The sequence below is a fragment of the Dehalococcoidia bacterium genome, from assembly GCA_021295915.1.
Lineage (GTDB): Bacteria > Chloroflexota > Dehalococcoidia > Lucifugimonadales > UBA1123 > VXRN01.
Genome location: JAGWBK010000002.1, coordinates 33,890 through 54,256 on the forward strand (window position 1 = coordinate 33,890; position 20,367 = coordinate 54,256).

Below are 20,367 nucleotides of genomic sequence, written 5' to 3' on the forward strand. Positions count from 1 at the left end.
TTTAGCGCACTTGGAGGTGTAGGCGTGTACAGGACAGTCCGCCGACACTTGTGGGAATCACATCCGCCTCCCTCTCCCTTGATGGGAGAGGGTTGGGGTGAGGGTGAATGAACTGAACAGCTACCCCTCATCCTAGTCTTCTCCCGCTAGGGGAGACTTGAAGAAGCCTCAACGGAGCAATCATGACCACACTTACGACACCATCTACAGAAACTGGACCGAACGCCCCGACTCGCCGTAGAGTCTTCAGCGGAGTTCAGCCGAGCGGCGACCCGCAGCTCGGCAACTACATCGGAGCCTTCAAGGGCTGGGTCGAGGGACAGGACGAGAAGGAAAACTTCTTCTGTGTAGTCGACCTGCACTCCATTACGGTCGATATTGCTCCGGACGAGCTCCGTCGCCAGAGCCGTGAGCTTGCGGCCGTACTGTTTGCCAGCGGTATCGACCCTGCCAAGAGCACGCTCTTTGTCCAGAGCCACGTTACAGCCCACGCCGAGGCATGCTGGATACTCAACTGCGTCACGCCAATCGGCTGGCTCGAACGGATGACACAGTTCAAGGAGAAGTCAGCGGGCCTCGAGAGCGTATCTACTGGCCTGCTCGATTACCCGGTGCTGATGGCCGGCGACATACTTCTGTACAGCGCTCATGAGGTCCCCGTTGGGGATGACCAGCGACAGCACGTCGAACTGACCCGTGACATAGCTCTCCGCTTCAACCGCATTTACGGTGATACCTTCGTCATACCGGAGGCCGTCATTCCCGAAATCGGCGGTCGGGTAATGGGGCTAAACGACCCAAACGCCAAGATGTCCAAGAGCTACTCCCACATCAGGGGACACGCTGTCAGGATGCTTGACGAGCCCAAGGAGATCGAGCGCACCATAATGCGCGCGGTCACCGACTCTGGAAACGACATAACTTTCAGCGAGGACCCCGAACGAGCTGGCGTCAATAACCTCCTCGGGATCTACAAGGTGATGACAGACAAGTCCGAGTCCGAAGTAGAAAGTGACTTCGCGGACGCCCGTGGCTACGGCGATCTCAAGCGTCGAGTCGCCGAGGTAGTCATCGAGGGCCTGAGACCCATCCGTGAACGCTACTACGAGCTGATGGACGACGTCGCCGAGTTGGACAGACTCCTGGCAGTGGGCGCCGACCAGGCACGCGAAGTCTCAAGCCCCAAGCTCGAAGAGATGAAGGAGCGGGTCGGCTTCGTCCTGCCAAGCTGAAAAGAAATACTCCCTCTCCCTCAGGGAGAGAGGGTTGGGATGAGGGTGAATTGGACGTATGCCTGCCCCTCATGCCCTACTAAGGAAAACCAAAATGCACTACCCAACACTCGAACAGTTTGAGGAGTACGCGAAGGACGCGAACCTCATACCTGTTTTCCGAGAGATCAGCGCCGACCTGGAGACACCCGTGTCGGCCTACCTGAAGGTCGCCAAGCCTCCATATTCATACCTGCTCGAGAGCGTCGAAGGAGGCGAACGACTGGCGCGGTACAGCTTCATCGGTACCGACCCTGTGGAGATCGTAAAGACCGGCGCAGACGAACTCCTTGGAGAAGTCGATCCGCTCAAGCCGGTCGAGAATATGCTGTCGAAGTACAAGCTGGCCGACGTCGACTATCTCGACAAGTTCAATGGCGGCGCGGTCGGTTACATAGCCTACGATGCCGTTCAACACTTCGAGCGTCTGCCTTCCCCAGACGAGGACCCGCTGGGACTGCCTCAATCGATTTTCATGCTCTCGACCAGCTACCTCGTGTTTGACCATATTCGCCACAAGATCAAGGTGGTTAGTCACGCGCATATCGAGGAAGACGCCAAAATCGCCTACGAAGATGCCTGCGCTCGAATTGACGGCTTTGTCACCAGGCTCAAGGACCAGCCCCGCCTGCCCGAGCCCAATCTCGAGGGCGAGACTGACGCCGATCTCGAGTTCAACATGACCCGCGAGTCCTACGAGGAGATGGTCGAGAAGACCCGCGAGTACATTATCGCCGGCGATGTTATCCAGACGGTCGTCGCCCAGCGAATGTCGAGGAAGACCTCGGCCCACCCTTTCCAGATCTATCGCGCGCTCAGGGCCATTAATCCCTCACCGTACATGTACTATCTCGACCTCGACGGCTTCCAGATCGTTGGAGCCTCTCCGGAGTTGCTGGTACAGGTCGTGGACGGGCAGGTCGCCGTTCATCCCATCGCAGGAACTCGCAGGCGGGGAAGGACCGAGGCCGAGGACCTGGCCCTTGAAGACGAGCTGCGCAACGACGAGAAGGAGCGAGCAGAACACATCATGCTGCTCGACCTCGGCCGCAACGACGTTGGCCGCGTCTCCAAACCCGGCACAGTTGACGTAACGCAGATTCTCGACATCGAGCGATACTCGCACGTCATACACCTCGTGTCGCATGTAACTGGAGAGCTTCAGGACGGCTACACCAGCTACGACGCCCTCCGTGCCTGCTTCCCGGCAGGGACGGTCTCAGGAGCCCCCAAGATACGCGCCATGGAGATAATCGCTGAGCTGGAGCCCGACCGTCGCGGCGTATACGCTGGAGCTGTTGGCTACTTCGACTTCTCAGGCAACATGGACACCGCAATCGCTATCCGTACCACGGTCGTCAAGGACGGCGTTGCGCATGTCCAGGCGGGCGGGGGAATTGTGTACGACTCGACTCCCGAGTTCGAATACATGGAGACCCTGCACAAGGCATCGGCCATCCTGACCGCCATAGACCAGGCCGAGCGGGAGATCGACATTTGATCCACATCGTTCGTCCTGAGCCTGTCGAAGGATGAAGGAGACCTCAACGATGATACTTCTGATAGACAACTACGACAGCTTCACATACAACCTCTACCAGTACCTCTGTGAATTGGGAGCCGACGTCCACGTCGCCCGGAACGACCAGATCTCGCTCGAAGAGATCGCTGACATGTCGCCGGAAAAGATCGTCATCTCTCCCGGTCCGTGTACTCCCGCCGAGGCAGGCATATCGAACGATGTCATCCGGCACTTTGGCACAAGCCTGCCCACGCTCGGCGTGTGCCTGGGACACCAGTGTGTTGGCTACTCCTTCGGTGGCACCGTCGGAGGAGCGGGTGAGATTATGCACGGCAAGATGTCGCTCATTCACCACGACGGTGAGGGGGTGTTCAAAGGACTGCCCAATCCTTTTGAAGCAATACGTTACCACTCGCTCGCCGTATACCAGGACGACCTGCCCGAAGACCTCTCAGTAACCGCCTGGACCGATAACGGCCTCGTAATGGGGATCCGCCATCGCGACTATCCCGTTGAAGGTATACAGTTCCACCCCGAGTCGATCATGACCAAGGTCGGCAAGGACCTGCTGCAGAATTTTCTGGACACTCCGGCACCTGCCGAAACTGCCGATTAACGAGGAGAAGGACCATGATCCAGGACGCAATTGAGATTGTCGTCTCCAGACGCAATCTTTCAACTGACCAGGCGTCTGACGCCATGGAACAGATCATGACTGGCGAGGCGACGCCAGCCCAGTTTGGCGCTCTCGTAACCGCGCTCAGAATGAAGGGCGAGACCGTCGATGAGATCGTCGGCATGGCCCGAGTGATGCGAGAGAAATCCTTGCACGTCGAGGTCGAAGGCACCGTCGTCGATACCGCTGGGACAGGGGGCGATAGCTCATCCAGTTTCAATATATCGACCACAGCCGCTCTCGTCGCCGCTGGTGCAGGGGCGAAGGTAGCCAAGCACGGCAATCGAGCTATGTCTGGTTCCACTGGTTCTGCCGACGTGCTTGAGGCTCTCGGAGTCAACATCGCACTGTCGCCCGAAGCAGTCGCCAGGTGCATCGACGAGATCGGTTTCGGATTCATGTTCGCCCAGGGATTCCATCCGTCGATGCGCTTCGCAGCCGGCCCTCGTCGTGAAATAGGCATCCGCACCGTGTTCAACATTCTCGGCCCCTTGACCAACCCGGCAGGAGCTGACCGGCAGGTCATCGGGGTAGCCGACCCAAGCCTCGCGCGTCGAATGGCTGAGGCTCTTGGTAGACTGGGCAGCCAGAAGGCGCTAATCGTGCACGGCATCGACGGAATAGACGAACTCTCAATCTCGGCGTCAACATCGGTCTGGAACCTTGAGAACGGTATGGTTACCGAGACGGAAGTTACTCCTCCCGAGTTGGGACTCCAACGCGCTGCGTTAGAATCGATCCAGATCGACAGTCCCGAGTCGAGTGCAGCCATGGCTCGTGGTGTTCTGACCGGCGAGTACGGTCCCGCACGCGACGTGGTGTTGATGAACGCATCCGCCGCGCTTGTTGCCGCTGACGTGGCCGCGGATCTGGTCGAAGGAGTCGAGCTAGCCGCCCGATCTATCGATCATGGCAGGGCTATCGCCAAACTCGACGAGCTGGTCGAACTGAGCCAGTCACTCGAATGACCCACGATCCAAGCGCCAGTAGAAGTGGAATTCACCCCGCCGTCGTCGATGCCGACGCGGTCCTATTCGACTTCGACTTTACGCTGGCCGACTCGTCGGCTGGAATCATAACCTGCATGAACTACGCCCTCACCGAGATGGGACTTGGTGAGTCGTCCACTGAAGACATAATAAACACAATAGGGCTGTATATCCCTGAGGCCCTTGTGGTACTCAGGGGCGAGCAGCACCGGCCAATGGGTCAGGAATTCATGAAGCTCTTCACCCACAAGGCTGACGAGGTTATGGTCGAAGGCACTTACTTCCTGCCAGGGGCAATTGATGTGCTGAAGACCCTTCATGGACTAGGTTACCGACTGGGGATCGTGTCGACCAAATTCCGCTTCCGCATAGAGACCACACTCGAACGCGACGGTGTACTTGACACTGTCGAGGTAATCATCGGTGGTGAGGACGTGACGCACCACAAGCCACATCCCGAGAGTCTGCTCAAGGCGACCGACCGACTTGGGTTGCCCATCGAGCGTTGCGTCTATTTGGGGGACAATGAAGTTGATGCGAGTGCCGCCAAATCGGCGGGAATTCCGTTCGTGCCAGTACGAACAGGTGCCACTCCTCTTGAGACATTTGACGCGTATCCCAGGCTGGCCCTGCTTGAGAGCGTAGCTGACCTCGTTCGAGATTAGCCCCGATTCTGCTAGAATGGAAAAACTGCCAGCCGGTCCGCTAATGAAAGGCTAGCTCCGATCATGACTGTCAGAACCGACTCCCCCGACATACTCAAGAAGATAGTCGAGGTCAAGAGCCGTGAGGTCGACCGTCTAAAGGACGAAGTGCCAGTCGCTGACCTCGAAGCACGGCTTCAGGGCCAGTCGGAGCCGCTGGACTTCGCTGATGCCCTCTCGGGTACTCGTGTGAAGATCATCGCCGAGATCAAGAAGGCGTCCCCATCTCGTGGCGTCCTGCGTGAGAATCTTGACGTTGAGTGGTTGGCCAACCTGTACGTCGAAAACGGCGCCGCGGCCATTTCAGTTCTCACCAACACAGACCACTTCCACGGCAGCCTCGACGATATGCAGGCGGCCGGTACGATCGCGCACCGTAACGACGTACCGGTGCTCCGTAAGGAGTTCGTCTACGATCCATACCAGGTTATCGAGGCGCGCGCGCATGGTGCTGACGCGATACTCCTGATTGCGAGTATGCTCAGACCGGATCAGCTCATGCGCCTGAAGTCTCAGGCTGAAGAACTTGGAATGCAGTGCCTGGTCGAGGTCCATGACGAAGACGAGATCGCGGTCGCCATTGAAGCCGAGGCGAAGATCATCGGCATCAACAACCGCGACCTTCGTACGTTCCACACCACGCTCGATACTACCTTCGAGTTGGCGGAGATGGTCCCGTCCGAATGCATCCTGGTTAGCGAGAGCGGATTGCGTACCCCGGAGGACATCGGGCGTGTGCGTGATGCCGGAGCGTCCGCCGTTCTGATCGGCGACGCGCTCGTAACGGCGCCCGACCCCGGTGAGAAGCTTCGGGAACTGGCGTGACCAGGTTCAAGATCTGCGGACTTCGCGACCCGTCCCATGCCCTGATTGCGGCCGAGGCCGGGGCCGACCTTGTGGGGTTTGTATTCGTCGAAGGCGTCCGACGCCAGTTGCACCCCGAAGCGGCCGCAGAAATCATCGCCGCCCTTCGTGATGGTGTACCTGGAGCACCTCCTGGAATAGTTGGACTCTTCGCAAACCAGGCTCCGCGTTACATTAACGAGGTAATCGAACTCTGCGGCCTCGACCATCTCCAGTTGTGCGGCGACGAACCGCCTGAGATGTGGGACCTGCTCGACGCCCCCGTGATTCGCCAGGTCAAAGTCAGAGAGGACTTGCCGCGAGATCAGTCCCTCGCCCTCGCCTGCCGACAGGCCGAGGAGGCTCTGGACGCTGGACACCGCGTCCTCCTGGACAAGCATCAGTCCGGCCACCTGGGCGGGACAGGCATCGTGTTCGACTGGGGATTGGCGCGCGAAATTGCGAAAGACCACCGCGTGACACTTGCAGGAGGCCTCACGCCTGACAACGTCGCCGATGCCATCGACACGGTCAGGCCGTGGGCTGTCGACGTCTCCACGGGTGTCGAGACGGACGGCGTGAAAGACCCCGAAAAGATCAGGGCATTCGCCGCTGCTGTACGTGCAACAGGTTAGTCCTGTGCCTGCAATTCAGCTAAAGCCCCAGTCTGTCGAAATCGACGCTCCCCGCGAGCTTGTGTTCCAGATCCTGTCCTCGTTCCGACGTGGCAGAATCGCCGGCGACAACTCCGAGTCGACCCGACTCATCTCAGAAGATGGCAACGTGAAGACCGTCGAATTCGTCACCAGGGCCGGCCCCTTCTCGTACAGGACGCTCGAAGAAGTCACTCTACACAGACCTGAGAGGATCGAGTTCAAGCACCTAGAAGGCCCTCTCGACTTCTCGGAAGAGGAGTTCACCTTGGACGAGACCTCTGACGGGGGCACTCTGCTGACTCACTCCGGCAGCTTCATCTGGAAACGCTTCCCCTTCTTCGGATGGTTCGGCGGAGTCATCTACACTCGACCCATGTACCACAGCGTCATACGCAAGCACTTCGTCACTTTAAAGGAGGCTGCTGAGGCAAGAGCCGCACGCAGCCACATCTTCAGACGCGACCGCACTGCATCGTAATCAAGATCCCATTCCAATTCCCCTCTCCCTCAGGGAGAGGGTTAGGGTGAGGGTGTAATGTTTGCCTTTCAAACCACTAAGATGTTGGCAGTCAATGTGGACGCCATAGGTGCGGTGTGCTATGTTCATTTGCGGAATTTGCGACCTCAGAGGTGGCCCTGAATGTACTCCCACGATGTCCTGATCATAGGCGCTGGACTGGCCGGCATGAGAGCGGCGCTGTCCGCGGCCGAGAACGGGGCCGACGTAGCGGTCATCTCCAAGGTCCATCCTGTTCGGAGCCACTCCAACGCGGCTCAGGGCGGCATCAACGCCGCGCTTGAACACGCCGGAGACGACTGGCACGACCACGCATACGACACTGTCAAGGGATCCGACTATCTCGGAGACCAGGACGCCATCGAGATCATGTGCCGTGAGGCTGGTTCCGAAGTTATCCAGATGGAACACTACGGTGTCACCTTCAGCCGCGACGAAGAGGGCAGGCTTGGCACCCGCGCTTTCGGAGGTCAGGGTAAGGCCCGCACATTCTTCGTTGCAGACTTCACCGGCCAGGCCCTGCTGCACGTTCTCTACGAACAGATCATGAGGGCTGGAGTCCGCGTGTACGAAGAGTGGTTCGTTCTCGACCTGATAATCGAGGACGGTCAGTGCGCCGGCGCTGTAGTCATGGAGATCCGCTCCGGCGAAATCCACACTATCAGGTCCAAGGCCGTAATCATGGCCGCCGGAGGACTCGGCAGGGTGTTCGAGCCTTCAACCAACGCTCTAATCTGCACAGGGGATGGAATGGGCCTCGCATACCGCGCAGGCGCGTCCCTGATGGACATGGAGATGGTCCAGTACCATCCCACCACCCTCAAGGGCAGCGGCGTGCTGATCACCGAAGGTGCCCGCGGCGAAGGCGCCTACCTGCTGAATTCCGAGGGCGAACGCTTCATGAAGCGCTACGCCCCCAACATGATGGAACTGGCTTCCCGTGATGTGGTCTCCAGGGCTGAGCAGACTGAGATCAACGAGGGAAGGGGTGTAGATGGCTGTGTCTTCCTGGATATGAGACACCTCGGCGAGCGCGTGATTCGCGAACGCCTGACTCAGATCCTAGACATTGCCCGAGACTTCGCCAACGTCAATCTTCTGGAAGAGCCTGTCCCGATCCGTCCCGGTATGCACTACCAGATGGGTGGCATCAAGACAGACATAGACGGGCAGACCCAGCTCCCCGGTCTCTACGCCGCTGGCGAGGTTGCTTGCGTAAGCGTCCATGGCGGCAACAGGCTCGGCGCGAACTCACTCCTTGACACCCTCGTCTTCGGGCGACGCTCAGGCGTACACGCGGCTGAGGCTGCCAGGTCCAAGTCCCACGGCTCCGTTGATGACTCGGCCGCGGACGGACAGAAGGCCAACATTCAGCGACTTCTCGACAACGAACAGAACGGCGGCGACATGTTCGGCCAAATCAGGCAGGATATGGGCGGCACGATGAACGAACACCTGGCCGTCTACAGAAACCAGGATGGTATGGAGACCGCCCTGGATACGGTCAGGCAGCTCCGAGAGCGCTACCGGTCTGTCTACGTACCCGACAAGGGCAAGACCTGGAACACCAATCTGGTTTTTACGCTGGAACTCGGCTTCATGCTTGACTGCGCGGAAGCGGTTACTCTTGCGGCAATCGAGCGCAAGGAGAGCCGTGGCGCTCACACTCGTGAGGACTTCCCCGAACGTGACGATGAAAACTGGCTCAAACACATACTGGTTGAGCAGACTGAAGACGGCCCGGCGCTTTCCGAAATGCCCGTCGTCATAACGCAGTGGGAGCCTCAGGTCCGAAGTTACTAAAAGACTACCCCCTCTCCCCAAACGAGAGGGCTGGGGTGATTAGTTCGATAAACCTCAACCCTACAGGCGATAAAGGGAACATATATGCAAGTTAAGTTCAGGGTCAAGAGATTCGATCCCGACGCTGATCGTCCGGTCGTGCACTACGACGACTTCGAGCTTGAGATGGACGAGTCCAACACTGTTTTGGACGGGTTGATTCGAATTCGCGAAGAGATGGACGGCACCCTCGCTCTGCGCTGCTCATGCCGGAGCGCGATCTGTGGCTCTTGTGCGATGCGCATCAATGGTCAGGCTGGCTTGGCGTGTAACACGTTGCTTATCCACGCCATGCCCAAAGACGGTGGCCCAATCGTCGTCGAACCGGCCGGCAACCTGGAAGTCCAGAAGGACCTCATCGTTGACTTCGCCCCGTTCTGGAGCAAGGTCCGTGACGTCCAGCCCTGGCTGCAACCCGAGGGTCCCGAGCCGGAGACTGAATATCTGGCGCCTGCGGAAGACATGCAGCATCTGACAGGCGTGACAGCCTGCATCATGTGTGGCGCATGCGTCTCTGACTGCACGGTCTTGAACGTCGACGACAACTTCCTGGGACCAGCCGCTCTCGCCAAGGCGTACAGGTTTGTCGGCGACCCCAGGGACGATGCAGACGATGCGCGTCTCGGTGCGCTCAACGAGTATGGCGGAGTGTGGGACTGCACACGCTGCATGCAGTGCGTCGAAGTCTGCCCCAAGGGCGTCGACCCGATGGGCAGGATCATGGCTCTCAGGGATCGTGCGATGGAGGCTGGGTACGTTAACACGACCGGCGCGCGCCACGCCAACGCCTTCGCGGAGTCAGTAGAGCACAGCGGGTGGCTGGACGAGACCAAGCTCGTGGTCAAGAGCCACGGTATGACCAATTTCCGCGAGATGCTCAAGCTTGTGCCTGTCGGACTGAGAGCAATGAAAGCTCGCAAGATGCCGCCTCTCGTTCACAAGAGCATCCCTGGAGTCGAAAACGTCCAGCGAGTGTTCGAAAAAGTCGAGAGCCGCCAGGATGATTGATACCAACTAACGGCCCCCTCTCCCTGAGGGAGAGGGCTGGGGTGAGGGTGAAAGTAAGATTCACCCCGCAATTCAGTAACAAGGTAGAAAACAGACCATGAGATACGCCCTATATCCGGGCTGCGTTTCACGCGGCGCCTGCCCAGAACTATACGATGCCACTCTCGAAGTATGCCGCAGGCTCGGAATCGAGCTTGACCTCATAACGATGCAGGGCGCTTCCTGCACCGGTGCAGGAGTCCTGCAGGAGAAGAACCTGCGACTCGGCGATACCCTGAATGCCCGTACGTTCGCAATGGCAGAACGCGCCGGTCAGCAGATCATGACCATCTGCTCCACATGCCAGGGCGTAATGTCACAGGCCAACGCTCGACTCCAGGACGATGAGTACAGGGCCTCCATCAACGAAGACCTCGCAGAAGAGGGCCTACAGTACAGCGGCACCGCCGATCCACGTCACCTTCTTTGGGTGATGGTCGAGGAGATCGGTGTCGAAAAGCTCGAGTCCATGGTCGTCCAGAGATTGCCCAACCTGAAGTTGGCTCCCTTTTACGGCTGCTACATAGTCAGGCCGTCCTCAGATCTAAAGTTCGCCGAACATCCCGAGCGCGAAGACGCCCTCGAGTGTGTCATTGAAGCCGTGGGCGCCCAGGTCGTGGAATTTGCGGGGAAGACCCTTTGTTGTGGCTTCCCCATCCTTACGATCAACGAGACCAACTCGCTCAAGATGGTCGCCACTCATACCATGGACGCCAAGGGTCTCGGCGCCGACGCTATGGTCACGCCATGCCCGCTGTGCCACCTCAACCTGGACGGCTACCAGCCCCAGGCGGCCAAGGCAAACAGCCCCATGGCTCCCATCGACATCCCGATTCTGCACTTGCCGCAGCTCATCGGGCTGGCCCTCGGCATCGATCCGAAGGCCATGCGTCTCAACCGCCACATAGTCTCCACCAAGAACCTGCTCTCAGAACTCGCCCTGACGCCCTAGGCTCCTCACGTTCGCGAAAGGGGGCGTGTCTCGAAGTGGTCCTTGGCTCACTTGCTCGATGTTCCGCCCGTCGTCCTTGGGTGATTGTCGCCCTCTGGGCCGTGGTCATGCTCGCGGCATTTGGAGTGATTGGCCTGCTATGGGAAGGCTCTTTCACCAGCGAAAGCGTCCTTTTCGACGGGTCCGAATATAACGTCGGCGAAGAGATTCTGGAGGAACGTTTCCGGGGCCCTCGTCCAGCTACTGAGGTCGTGGTAGTCCACTCGGACACTTACACGATCGTCGATCCCGAATTTGAGGCCACGGTGCAAAACCTGTTCTTCGGCCTTGCTGCTCTCGCTCCTGGTGTCGTCTCAGGTGTCAGCCAGTACTACAACTCCGGATCAGATTGGCAGGTGTCGGACGACGGTCACTCGACCATTATCTCTGTGACGATGTCAGGGACACTCGATGAGGCCGCCGAAAACATTTCCGAACTCATGAGCGTGGTTCGCCGCCACAACGGGCAGGATGACTTCGAGGTTCTCCTGGTTGGCGAGGCTTCGGTTGCCGCGCGAATCGCGGAATCGGCGACTCGACTATATCTCGCCTCCCAAACGATTGGGTTCGGCAATGCCGCATACTACATTGCATTCATTGGATTACTCGGCATCGGCGCACTGGCCGGAATGCGGCTGCCCGTTGTGCTGAGCTTGCCAATGGTCGCTATACCATCGGCCATTATGGCCTTGATCGGAATGCTGTTCCCCGTTCATGCCATCGCCGCAAATTTGCTGGTCTTGATCGCAGCGCTACTCGGACTGGTGTTCACGGTCCTGATAGCACTCAGGTATCGGGAAGAGAGGCATCGAGGCTTCCATAACCTGGACGCGATAGAGCGAACATGTTCCACCGTTGGCATGGCCATTGCCTTCGGTGTATTGATTGCAGTGATCGGACTTGCGGGACTGTTGATCGTCCCTTCCAACTTAGTCGTGAGCGTGGGACTCGGAGCGATTCTCGCACTCTGCGTACCGCTGGTTGGGGCCGTTACCCTGACCCCGGCGTTGTTGACCCTCCGCTACGATCGCGTAACCAACTCCCGGGCTGCTGAGCAGGATGATGCGGAAGAAGTAGTTGGTGCCTCATACGATGGGAGGGGCCGGCTCTCTCGTATGCTGGACTGGATAGTCGACGTTGCCATGAACAGGCCAGTGCTGAGCTCACTCGCTGCTATAGCCATCCTGGTTGCCCTGTCTCTTCCAGTCCTCGATCTAACGCTCGGTTTCAACAGCCCCGAGACCATACCCAACCGTCATGACAACAGGGCGGCATACGGTCCTCAACACTACGAGGCATTCACGCGACTTGCCGAGAACTTCCCCGTTGGGGCCATGTCACCAGTAGAGGTGGTGATCGACGCCCCTTTTGTGGATCCTGATGTGGAGGCCCGAGTGGCGGATCTTCAGGCTGGGCTAATATTCGCACCGGACTTATCGGGTCAGACGTTTGTTCAGACCAATCTTGATCGGGACGTCGTCCTGATCTCTTCTCCAACCATAAGTCATCCCGAGAGTGAGTCGGCAATTGGAGCCGTGCGCAGCCTCAGGGATGAGCCTTTGCCGGATGTGTTCGGCGACACAGATATCGTGGCTGTGGTGACCGGACGGTCCGCCTTTGCCGCGGACCTGCTCCATCTCGTGGAGAGCTACACTCCCGTCGTGGTGGCTTTGGTGATAGTGTCGAGTCTCTTGATTCTTCTTGTGGGAACACGCTCGCTGGCTGTCCCGGTTCTGCTTACTGTGTTAAACATGTTCTCGGCAGGAGCGGCTCTTGGAGTCATGGCGCTCCTGTTTCAGAATGGTGGCGGAACGGCCGACGGAGTCCTGGTCACAGAAGCATGGTTGCCTATGCTTATCGTACCGTTGCTTTTCGGACTTCTCATGGCTTCTCAACTCGTCCTACTGGGACGTATCCGGGAGCTCCTTGGCAATAGCGGCGAATACACAGAGTCAATTGCAGCAGGCATGAGTGGTACTGTCGTGCCTGTCACACTGATGTCGCTGGTCATGGCGGCGGTCTTCGGGAACCTCGTATTAGAGATATTCGGGTGGCGGTTGTTCCCGTTCCATCAGCTTGGAGTGGCAATGGCTGTCGGCCTGGTACTGAACGCGGTGGTAGTCCAACTGGTCCTTCTGCCTGCCACTTTGAAGTTACTCGGTTCGGCAGCTTGGTACTTCCCGAAATCCCTGAAATGGCTGCCTGACCTCAGTGTCGCGCCACAGTCACTGCAGCGGTAGCGGCGGCTGCCACCACGACGGCGTCTCATCGACCTCGATTTCGGTGACCCACTTCACCCACTCGAACCCCCTGCGACCAGGAGCCACCAGCCGCACCGGAAAGCCGTGCCCGTGCGACAGCTGATCGCCGGTGACGTGCGTTGCCAGTATCAGGCTATCGACATCTCTCATGGCATAACGCCTATAGTAGCCGGTCACTGACCGTACAACGATCGACCTGGCCTCCGATGAGGGCCCCGCCTGCTCGAGAAGATCCGCGAGCCTTGTTCCGCTCCAAAGCTGGGTCGTGTGCCATCCCCCCGTGCAGTCCAGCGTTGCCGTCACCTCCGCATCTGACTGCAGGTCGTCGTAGTTCAGCACGGTCGGTTGGTCAACAGCACCGGTGATCCTCAGCTCCCAGTCATTTACGTCGATTCGCGAGGGATTGTCATTCAGCCACGAGACCCGCGGAAACGCGTTACCAGTGAATTCGCCCTGGCCATACGACCCTGTAAATCGCCTCTCACTGCCCGGAAGCTGTGCGGAGGAGGCCGTTCGTTCGATCAACTGCCATCCCACGAAGCCCGCTACTGCCAGACCAAGCGCTCTGATCGCAAGCCGCCGCTCGACCCAGACTGCAATAGGAAACTTGCTCAGCATGTACCACGAGTGCCACACCAGCAGTGGAACGATCGCCGCACCAGCATAGATATGCCAGCTCATTCCGCTGAACAGCCACCATCGATACGAGCCGCCGATTGACCAGAAGAGGCCGAGAGTCATGGTCGCTACGAGCCCAACTACCAATGCCAGCGATGCGACTCTTACAGACCCTGCCCGCGGCCACCTAAGCGACCTGAGAACATTCAGCACCTTCCAGGCTGCCACCACGATTATGCCGTACCCCGCTATGCGGTGTATCTGTATGTGGAAGGCGCGCTCCTCAGAGCCAGACGTCAGCCCATAGAACCCCGAGACCAGTTCGAGGAACAGGAAGAACAGCAGAAGTATGTTCGCCCACGGGAAACGCATAGAGCATCACAACAGTAGTCAACTGTTGATGATTATACGCTGGCGTGTCGCCTCGGGGATGTAAGAGAGTCAGGCAGGTAAGCTGCGGAAACTATCCGCTGTTGGCCATGACCTCGACGAGCTCCTGGACAGCATCCGCGGAGTGCTTGAGGGCAGCCTGCTCATCGGGCGTGAGGTCGAATTCGATGATCTCCTCGACTCCGTTGGCGCCAAGCTTCAGTGGCACTCCAACGAAGAGGCCGTCGATACCGTATTCGCCCTGCAGCAAGGCGGTGCAGGGAAGTATCTCCTGCTTGTCGAACAGGATCGCCTCGACCATCTGCATGATCGCTGCCGACGGAGCGTAGTACGCGCTGCCCGTCTTCAGAAGGTTGACGATCTCGGCTCCACCGTCCTGTGTGCGCTTGACGATCTCGTCGATGCGTTCAGCCGACAGCACCTGGGCAATAGGCCTTCCGCCGACAGTCGTGCTCGCCGTCACCGGCACCATCGTGTCTCCGTGTCCACCAAGTACGTACGCTTCGACTGAGTTGACCGATACGTTGAGTTCCTCTGCGAGGAACGTCCGGAACCTCGCTGTGTCCAGGATGCCGGCCATCCCGACCACTCGCTCCTTGGGGAAGCCGCTTACCTGGAATGCCCTTTGCGCCATTGCGTCAAGAGGATTGGTAACAATGACAAGAATGCAGTCAGGAGATGCCGCGACCACCGCCTCGGTCACAGACGTCACGATGTTCATGTTGGTTAGCAGCAAATCGTCACGGCTCATGCCGGGGCGTCGCGCAATCCCCGAAGTTATGACGACTACGTCCGACCCCGCTGTGTCCGCGTAGTCATTCGTGCCGATTACCTTGGCATCCGATCCCAGCACTGGGCCCGACTCCAGCATATCGAGCGCTTTCCCCTGTGGCAGTCCCTCGACAATGTCGACTAGCGCCACGTCGGCATAGCCCCTGTCGTAGATTCTCTGGGCGGCCGTCGCGCCGACGTTGCCCGCGCCAACTACTGTCACCTTGTTCCTTGCCATCGATTCAAACCTCCGGCGCGTTCGCGCCTTTCTGACGTTAGAAGGGGCGGGTCAGTATGTACCCGCCCCTCTGTTTACACTCTTCTATCGGTCTCGCAGTCCGTGTCTAGCCGACTGTTTCGACATACTCCTGCCAGCGGTCGTCAAGCGTCGGGTCGGCGACAGTGTCCATAAGGTACTGACCGAACTCTGCGCTCGTCGCGCCGGTGTCGCGTCCCGTCATGACGATCTTGCGCTCGTACTGACCGCAAACGTCGATCGCCTTATGCAGCCTGGCGCCGATGTCAGAGTATCCAACGTGCTCGAGCATCATCGCGCCTGCACGCAGCAGAGAGCTGGGGTCGGCGAATTGCGCCCGTCCAGTTCTTACCATTCGGGGCGCGCTGCCGTGGATAGCCTCGAACATTGCGTACTGCTTGCCAACGTTCGCGCTGCCGGCAGTCCCGACACCGCCCTGTATCTGCGCCGCCTCGTCAGTGAGGATGTCGCCGTACAGGTTGGGAAGGGCCAGGACCTGGAAGTCCTTCTGACGGGCCGGATTGATGAGCGCGGCCGTCATGATGTCTATGTACCAGCCATCCCACTCGATGCCCGGGTAGTTCTCCGAGACTTCGCGTGCGATGTCCAGGAACTTTCCGTCAGTGGTCTTAACTACATTTGCCTTGGTTACGATTGTGACGCGGTCTTTGCCCGTTCGGCGTGCGTGCGCGAACGCGGCGTCGATTATCCGCCTCGAACCCTGTGAGGTGATCACCCTGAAGTCCATGGCTAGGTCGTCGGAGACGTTCATACCCTGGCTTCCTACGGCGTACATGTCTTCCGTGTTCTCACGGAAGAACGTCCAGTCGATACCCTGTGAGGGGATTCTGACGGGCCTGATGTTGGCGAACAGGTCGAGTTCCTTACGCATTGACACGTTGGCGCTCTCAATGTTCGGCCAGCCGTCACCTTGCTCCGGGGTATGGGTCGGGCCCTTCACCGTAACGTGGCACTTCTTGATCTCTGCCAGCACATCGTCTGGAATAGACTGCAGCTTTTCTGCGCGGTTCTCAATGGTCAGGCCGTCGATTACCCTGAACTCGACTTTGCCGGAGTCCACTTCGCCCCTGAGAAGGTGCTCCAACACCGTCTGGGTCTCTGCGCTGATTGATGGTCCGATGCCGTCGCCCCCGAGCATTCCCACGATTATGGGCGACACCGCCGAATAGTCCACCCAGTCTGGCTCGTTCTTGAGGCGCTCTACTCGCTCCAACTGCTGCGCCACAACCTCGCCAAAGTGCTCCTTCGCGGCCTCGATAGTCTGCTTGTCAGCCACAATAGGCTCCTTTCCTGATGTTTCCCAGGTCAGACCGACCTGGCTTGGATTCCTAAGGTTTAATAACTGCCAGCACCTGGTTTCTGGTGACCTGCACACCAGGCGCTACTGGTAGTGAAGAGACCGTGCCGTCCGACGGGCTCGGAATGGTGTTTTGCATCTTCATCGCCTCAAGTATCAGTAGAGGCTGGCCCTCGCTTACCTGCTCCGCCACTTCCACCGCGACGCTAACGAGTATGCCCGGCATCGGTGCGGTGACCTGGATTTCTCCTTCAGCAGTTTGTGTATCCTGCTGGGGAGCTGCGCTGATGGGGGCGGACGGTGCTGAGGAGGCTGCTCGAACTGCCGGTGCAGCGCCTAACTGAGCGCCGATCGGGTCCACATCCACCTCAAAGAACTGGTCGCCAACATACACGTTGAATCGCCTGGCTCTTGAACTCCGGGGTGGCGCACTGGCCGCAGGCTGGGCCTCAGCAGCAGATGCTGCTGGCGTCTGCTCTTCCGCTGGTGCCTGCTCGACGCCGTGCTTTATTCGCAGGAACCGTTCCCCTGTCTGCGGGTACAGCGCGTATATCAACACATCGTCGATGTCCGAAGTCAGTTCCGCTACTGCCTGCCTAGCCGACTCCATCTCCGGTTCTATTGCATCACCGGGGCGTTCTGGACTGTCGTCTGGTACTTCCACCCCTTCGCCCTTCAGCTTCTCGACAAGTTCCTCGCTCAACTCGGAAACGGGCTTGCCGTAACCGCCGCTGACGTACTCTTTTACCGGCTCAGAAACAGCTACGTATCGCCCAAAGAGGACGTTACTGACAGCCTGCGCTCCAACCATCTGGCTCATTGGTGTGACGAGCGGGGGATAGCCGAGGTCCGCCCTTGTTCGTGGGATCTCGTCAAGTACCTCACCCAGCCTGTCAACGGCGTCCGCTTCCCTGAGCTGGGATACCATGTTGGACGCCATACCGCCAGGAATCTGGTGCTTGAGCACGCTGGGGTCTATTACCGCAGCTCGCGTCGGCTGCATGTGCTCAGCGTACTTGGGCAGCACCGCCTCGAGTCTGTCTCCAATGCCGAGAAGCGCTTCCACGTCGACACCCGGATCTCTCTCCGTTCCAGCAAGGGTCACAGCGATTGGCTCAACGGCCGGCTGTGATGTCCTCAGCGCCAATGGCGCAAGGCAGACATCCAGGATGTCCAGTCCGGCCTCGACTGCCTTCAGCGCACTCATAGACGCCATGCCGCTGGTGTAGTGACAGTGAAGTTGGACGGGGAGGTCGCTGTCTTCCTTGAGCGCACTGACTATTTCATACGCATCGTAGGGAGCCAACAGGCCGCCCATATCCTTGATGCAGATGCTGTCGGCGCCCATGTCCCTCAGGCTCTGCGCCTTGGCCCGGTAGTAGTCCAGGTTATATATCGGCCCGCCCATTCGGCCTTCGTCTGTCACCGTATAGCACATGGTGAGTTGTAAATGCTTGCCGGCCCGCTTTACGGCAGCCGCGGCGCGCTCGAGGTTCGGCTCATAGTTCAGGGCGTCGAACACTCTGAATATGTCTATTCCGTTCTCAGCCGACCGCTCCACAAACGCGTCGACGACGTCATCGGCATAGTTGCGGTAGCCTACGAGGGACTGTCCCCTCAGCAGCATGGACAGTTGCGTGTTCGGGATGAGCGACTTGAATGTCCGCAACCGCTCCCATGGGTCCTCATAGAGAAACCGCGTTGCGCTGTCGAACGTCGCGCCACCCCAGACCTCCATCGAATAGAACCCGATGGAGTCCATCTCCTCCGCCAGCTGCGCCATGTCCTCCGTCCTCAGCCGCGTCGCCATCAGGCTCTGGTGTGCGTCCCTGAATGTGGTGTCGCTGAGTTTGAGGGGAGGTCCGTTCATTGTTCCTTGGTTCTCGTCAGTTGTCTATCAGTCCCGACAACGCCAGGACACGTTAGCGCCGAATCCGCGCACCGCTGGTCGGTCGGCTTGGGCCATTCGCCACGATGAAATCCCTCTTCGTGGCGAATCAGGAGCCGCTTGGGCCTCGCTCTCGAGATACGCCTGAACCGCAGCTATTGCTGCCGCGACCACTTCGCTGTTGACACCGTAGGAACCGTTTATCGTCACCGATGTCAAAGTGGAATGCTCCCGTGCTTCTTGGGAGGGAGATGCTCGCGCTTGTTTTCGAGCATCTCCAGCGAGGCGATGATCTTGGGCCGGGTGTCCAGTGGATCGATCACGTCGTCGATCATCCCACGCGCGGCCGCAGCGTAAGGGTTCATCAGGCGCTGTTCGTAGTCGGCAACCAGCTCGGCTCGGGTCGCCTCGGGCTCGTCGGATGCGCGAATCTCGTTCCTATGGATAATGTTGACTGCGCCACCCGCACCCATCACGGCGACCTCACCAGTCGGCCAGGCGTAGTTGATGTCACCTTCAAGGTTCTTGCTGCTCATGACGATATAGGCGCCACCGTATGCCTTTCGAGTCAGCACGCTAATCTTCGGCACGGTGGCCTCGGCATACGCAAAGATCAGCTTCGCGCCATGCCTTATGATGCCGCCGTATTCCTGGTTGGTACCTGGCATAAATCCCGGCACGTCGATGAACGTTACAAGTGGGATGTTGAAGGCGTCGCAGAAGCGCACAAACCTCGCTGCTTTTACGGATGCGTCTATGTCCAGCACACCTGCAAGCTGTGAAGGCTGGTTGCCGACGATGCCGACAGTTCTCCCATCGAAGCGGGCAAAACCAACGATGACGTTCGGGGCGAAGTTCTCATGCACCTGCATGAAGTCGCCGTTGTCGACAACATGGCCAACTACGTCCAGCATGTCGTATGGCTGGTTCGGGTTGTCGGGGACGACGTAGGCGAGTTCTTCGTCCTTCCTGAGTGGATCATCTGCCGCTTGGACCCTCGGCGGGTCCTCCATGTTGTTGAGCGGCAGGAACGACAGCAGCCGCCTTACCTCCGCCAAACAGGCCTCTTCCCCCTCAATAGCAAAGTGCGCCACGCCGCTTCGAGAGGTGTGAGCGTTCGCACCCCCAAGGTCCTCATGGCTGACGTCTTCTCCGGTGACCGAACGAATCACGTCTGGCCCGGTTATGTACATCTGGCCTATACCCGACGCCATGAATATGAAGTCGGTAAGGGCAGGGGAGTACGTAGCGCCACCGGCAGCCGGACCGAGGATTACCGAAATCTGCGGGACTACTCCCGACGCCCGCACGTTCTTGTGGAATATCGAACTGTACCCGCCCAGGCTGTCCACGCCTTCCTGGATACGCGCGCCGCCGGAGTCGATCAGGCCAACCACAGGGGCTCCTGTCGACATGGATAGGTCCATCACCTTGCAGATCTTCTGGGCCACGGCCTCCGATAGCGATCCGCCCAGTACGGTGAAGTCCTGCGCGTATACGAACACGAGCCGCCCGTCGACGTTACCGTATCCAGTAACGACCGCGTCTCCCAGGAAGTGCTGGTCGGCCAGACCGAAGTCGGTGGCCCTGTGAGTGACGAACGTGTCCAGTTCCTGGAAAGACCCTTCATCGAGCAGCAGGTCGACCCGCTCTCTCGCGGTCAACTTCCCTCGGCTATGCTGAGCGTCGATACGCCGCTGGCCTCCGCCAAGGAGCGACTCCTCGCGCATACTGCGCAACTGCGCGCGACTATCGACTTTTCGCCTTATAACCATGCTTTGATTTGTACTTAAACTCACCCTCGGAA

General features: G+C 58.9%; 17 protein-coding genes. 12 read left to right on the forward strand and 5 right to left on the reverse strand.

Annotated elements, in window-relative coordinates:
* Nucleotides 1-182: 182 nt before the first annotated feature.
* From trpS to J4G14_01510, 12 genes are all read left to right on the forward strand, one after another.
* Nucleotides 183-1,232: a tryptophan--tRNA ligase gene (gene trpS, locus J4G14_01455; protein MCE2456468.1), complete on the forward strand. Its 1,050-nt coding sequence runs from the start codon at nt 183-185 to the stop codon at nt 1,230-1,232.
* Nucleotides 1,233-1,326: 94 nt separating this feature from the next.
* The gene (trpE, locus tag J4G14_01460; GenBank protein MCE2456469.1) at nt 1,327-2,772 is read left to right on the forward strand and encodes an anthranilate synthase component I; all 1,446 of its coding nucleotides are present in this window, start codon (nt 1,327-1,329) and stop codon (nt 2,770-2,772) included.
* A 49-nt stretch (nt 2,773-2,821) separates the two neighbouring features.
* A complete protein-coding gene (locus tag J4G14_01465; protein ID MCE2456470.1) occupies nt 2,822-3,409 on the forward strand; it encodes an aminodeoxychorismate/anthranilate synthase component II in 588 nt (195 codons plus the stop codon).
* A gap of 14 nt (nt 3,410-3,423) precedes the next feature.
* Nucleotides 3,424-4,437: an anthranilate phosphoribosyltransferase gene (gene trpD / locus J4G14_01470; GenBank protein ID MCE2456471.1), complete on the forward strand. Its 1,014-nt coding sequence runs from the start codon at nt 3,424-3,426 to the stop codon at nt 4,435-4,437.
* Nucleotides 4,434-5,123, forward strand: coding sequence for an HAD-IA family hydrolase (locus J4G14_01475; GenBank protein MCE2456472.1), 690 nt, complete (start codon nt 4,434-4,436; stop codon nt 5,121-5,123). The genes trpD and J4G14_01475 overlap by 4 nt, the downstream gene beginning before the upstream one ends.
* Nucleotides 5,124-5,186: 63 nt before the next feature.
* Complete coding sequence (gene trpC / locus J4G14_01480; protein ID MCE2456473.1) at nt 5,187-5,987, forward strand: indole-3-glycerol phosphate synthase TrpC; 801 nt, start codon at nt 5,187-5,189, stop codon at nt 5,985-5,987.
* On the forward strand, nt 5,984-6,640 hold the full coding sequence (locus J4G14_01485; GenBank protein MCE2456474.1) for a phosphoribosylanthranilate isomerase: 657 nt from the start codon (nt 5,984-5,986) through the stop codon (nt 6,638-6,640). Before trpC ends, J4G14_01485 begins: the two co-directional genes overlap by 4 nt.
* A gap of 4 nt (nt 6,641-6,644) precedes the next feature.
* The gene (locus J4G14_01490) at nt 6,645-7,139 is read left to right on the forward strand and encodes an SRPBCC family protein (protein MCE2456475.1); all 495 of its coding nucleotides are present in this window, start codon (nt 6,645-6,647) and stop codon (nt 7,137-7,139) included.
* A gap of 162 nt (nt 7,140-7,301) precedes the next feature.
* A complete protein-coding gene (locus J4G14_01495) occupies nt 7,302-8,981 on the forward strand; it encodes an FAD-dependent oxidoreductase (protein MCE2456476.1) in 1,680 nt (559 codons plus the stop codon).
* Between the two features lie 84 nt (nt 8,982-9,065).
* Nucleotides 9,066-10,028, forward strand: a complete 963-nt coding sequence (gene sdhB / locus J4G14_01500) for a succinate dehydrogenase iron-sulfur subunit (GenBank protein ID MCE2456477.1) — start codon at nt 9,066-9,068, stop codon at nt 10,026-10,028.
* A 97-nt stretch (nt 10,029-10,125) separates the two neighbouring features.
* Nucleotides 10,126-11,019, forward strand: coding sequence for a CoB--CoM heterodisulfide reductase iron-sulfur subunit B family protein (locus tag J4G14_01505; GenBank protein MCE2456478.1), 894 nt, complete (start codon nt 10,126-10,128; stop codon nt 11,017-11,019).
* Nucleotides 11,020-11,054: 35 nt separating this feature from the next.
* Complete coding sequence (locus J4G14_01510) at nt 11,055-13,298, forward strand: MMPL family transporter (GenBank protein MCE2456479.1); 2,244 nt, start codon at nt 11,055-11,057, stop codon at nt 13,296-13,298.
* On the opposite strand, the gene J4G14_01515 is transcribed toward J4G14_01510, so the two are convergent.
* The 5 genes from J4G14_01515 to J4G14_01535 all read right to left on the reverse strand — a co-directional run bounded on the left by J4G14_01515 (nt 13,284) and on the right by J4G14_01535 (nt 20,335).
* Complete coding sequence (locus J4G14_01515; GenBank protein MCE2456480.1) at nt 13,284-14,309, reverse strand: molybdopterin-dependent oxidoreductase; 1,026 nt, start codon at nt 14,307-14,309, stop codon at nt 13,284-13,286. The two genes, J4G14_01510 and J4G14_01515, sit on opposite strands and share 15 nt — an antisense overlap.
* Nucleotides 14,310-14,400: 91 nt before the next feature.
* Entirely contained in the window at nt 14,401-15,336 is a 936-nt protein-coding gene (gene mdh, locus J4G14_01520; protein MCE2456481.1) for a malate dehydrogenase, read from the reverse strand.
* Between the two features lie 106 nt (nt 15,337-15,442).
* The gene (locus J4G14_01525) at nt 15,443-16,651 is read right to left on the reverse strand and encodes an isocitrate/isopropylmalate dehydrogenase family protein (protein ID MCE2456482.1); all 1,209 of its coding nucleotides are present in this window, start codon (nt 16,649-16,651) and stop codon (nt 15,443-15,445) included.
* 52 nt (nt 16,652-16,703) lie between these two features.
* Nucleotides 16,704-18,542 carry a pyruvate carboxylase subunit B gene (locus J4G14_01530; GenBank protein ID MCE2456483.1) on the reverse strand — a complete coding sequence of 613 codons (1,839 nt, stop codon included), beginning with the start codon at nt 18,540-18,542 and terminating at the stop codon, nt 16,704-16,706.
* 233 nt (nt 18,543-18,775) lie between these two features.
* The gene (locus J4G14_01535; GenBank protein MCE2456484.1) at nt 18,776-20,335 is read right to left on the reverse strand and encodes a methylmalonyl-CoA carboxyltransferase; all 1,560 of its coding nucleotides are present in this window, start codon (nt 20,333-20,335) and stop codon (nt 18,776-18,778) included.
* Nucleotides 20,336-20,367: the final 32 nt, after the last annotated feature.

What these genes read in the sequence shown, in the direction of transcription:
- J4G14_01505 (MCE2456478.1), top strand. Translation starts at nt 10,126, where the DNA reads ATGAGATACGCCCTATATCCGGGCTGCGTTTCACGCGGCGCCTGCCCA.
- J4G14_01475 (MCE2456472.1), top strand. Translation starts at nt 4,434, where the DNA reads ATGACCCACGATCCAAGCGCCAGTAGAAGTGGAATTCACCCCGCCGTC.
- trpC (MCE2456473.1), top strand. Translation starts at nt 5,187, where the DNA reads ATGACTGTCAGAACCGACTCCCCCGACATACTCAAGAAGATAGTCGAG.
- J4G14_01495 (MCE2456476.1), top strand. Translation starts at nt 7,302, where the DNA reads ATGTACTCCCACGATGTCCTGATCATAGGCGCTGGACTGGCCGGCATG.
- trpD (MCE2456471.1), top strand. Translation starts at nt 3,424, where the DNA reads ATGATCCAGGACGCAATTGAGATTGTCGTCTCCAGACGCAATCTTTCA.
- sdhB (MCE2456477.1), top strand. Translation starts at nt 9,066, where the DNA reads ATGCAAGTTAAGTTCAGGGTCAAGAGATTCGATCCCGACGCTGATCGT.
- J4G14_01530 (MCE2456483.1), bottom strand. Translation starts at nt 18,542, where the DNA reads ATGAACGGACCTCCCCTCAAACTCAGCGACACCACATTCAGGGACGCA.
- trpS (MCE2456468.1), top strand. Translation starts at nt 183, where the DNA reads ATGACCACACTTACGACACCATCTACAGAAACTGGACCGAACGCCCCG.
- mdh (MCE2456481.1), bottom strand. Translation starts at nt 15,336, where the DNA reads ATGGCAAGGAACAAGGTGACAGTAGTTGGCGCGGGCAACGTCGGCGCG.
- J4G14_01535 (MCE2456484.1), bottom strand. Translation starts at nt 20,335, where the DNA reads ATGGTTATAAGGCGAAAAGTCGATAGTCGCGCGCAGTTGCGCAGTATG.
- trpE (MCE2456469.1), top strand. Translation starts at nt 1,327, where the DNA reads ATGCACTACCCAACACTCGAACAGTTTGAGGAGTACGCGAAGGACGCG.
- J4G14_01515 (MCE2456480.1), bottom strand. Translation starts at nt 14,309, where the DNA reads ATGCGTTTCCCGTGGGCGAACATACTTCTGCTGTTCTTCCTGTTCCTC.
- J4G14_01465 (MCE2456470.1), top strand. Translation starts at nt 2,822, where the DNA reads ATGATACTTCTGATAGACAACTACGACAGCTTCACATACAACCTCTAC.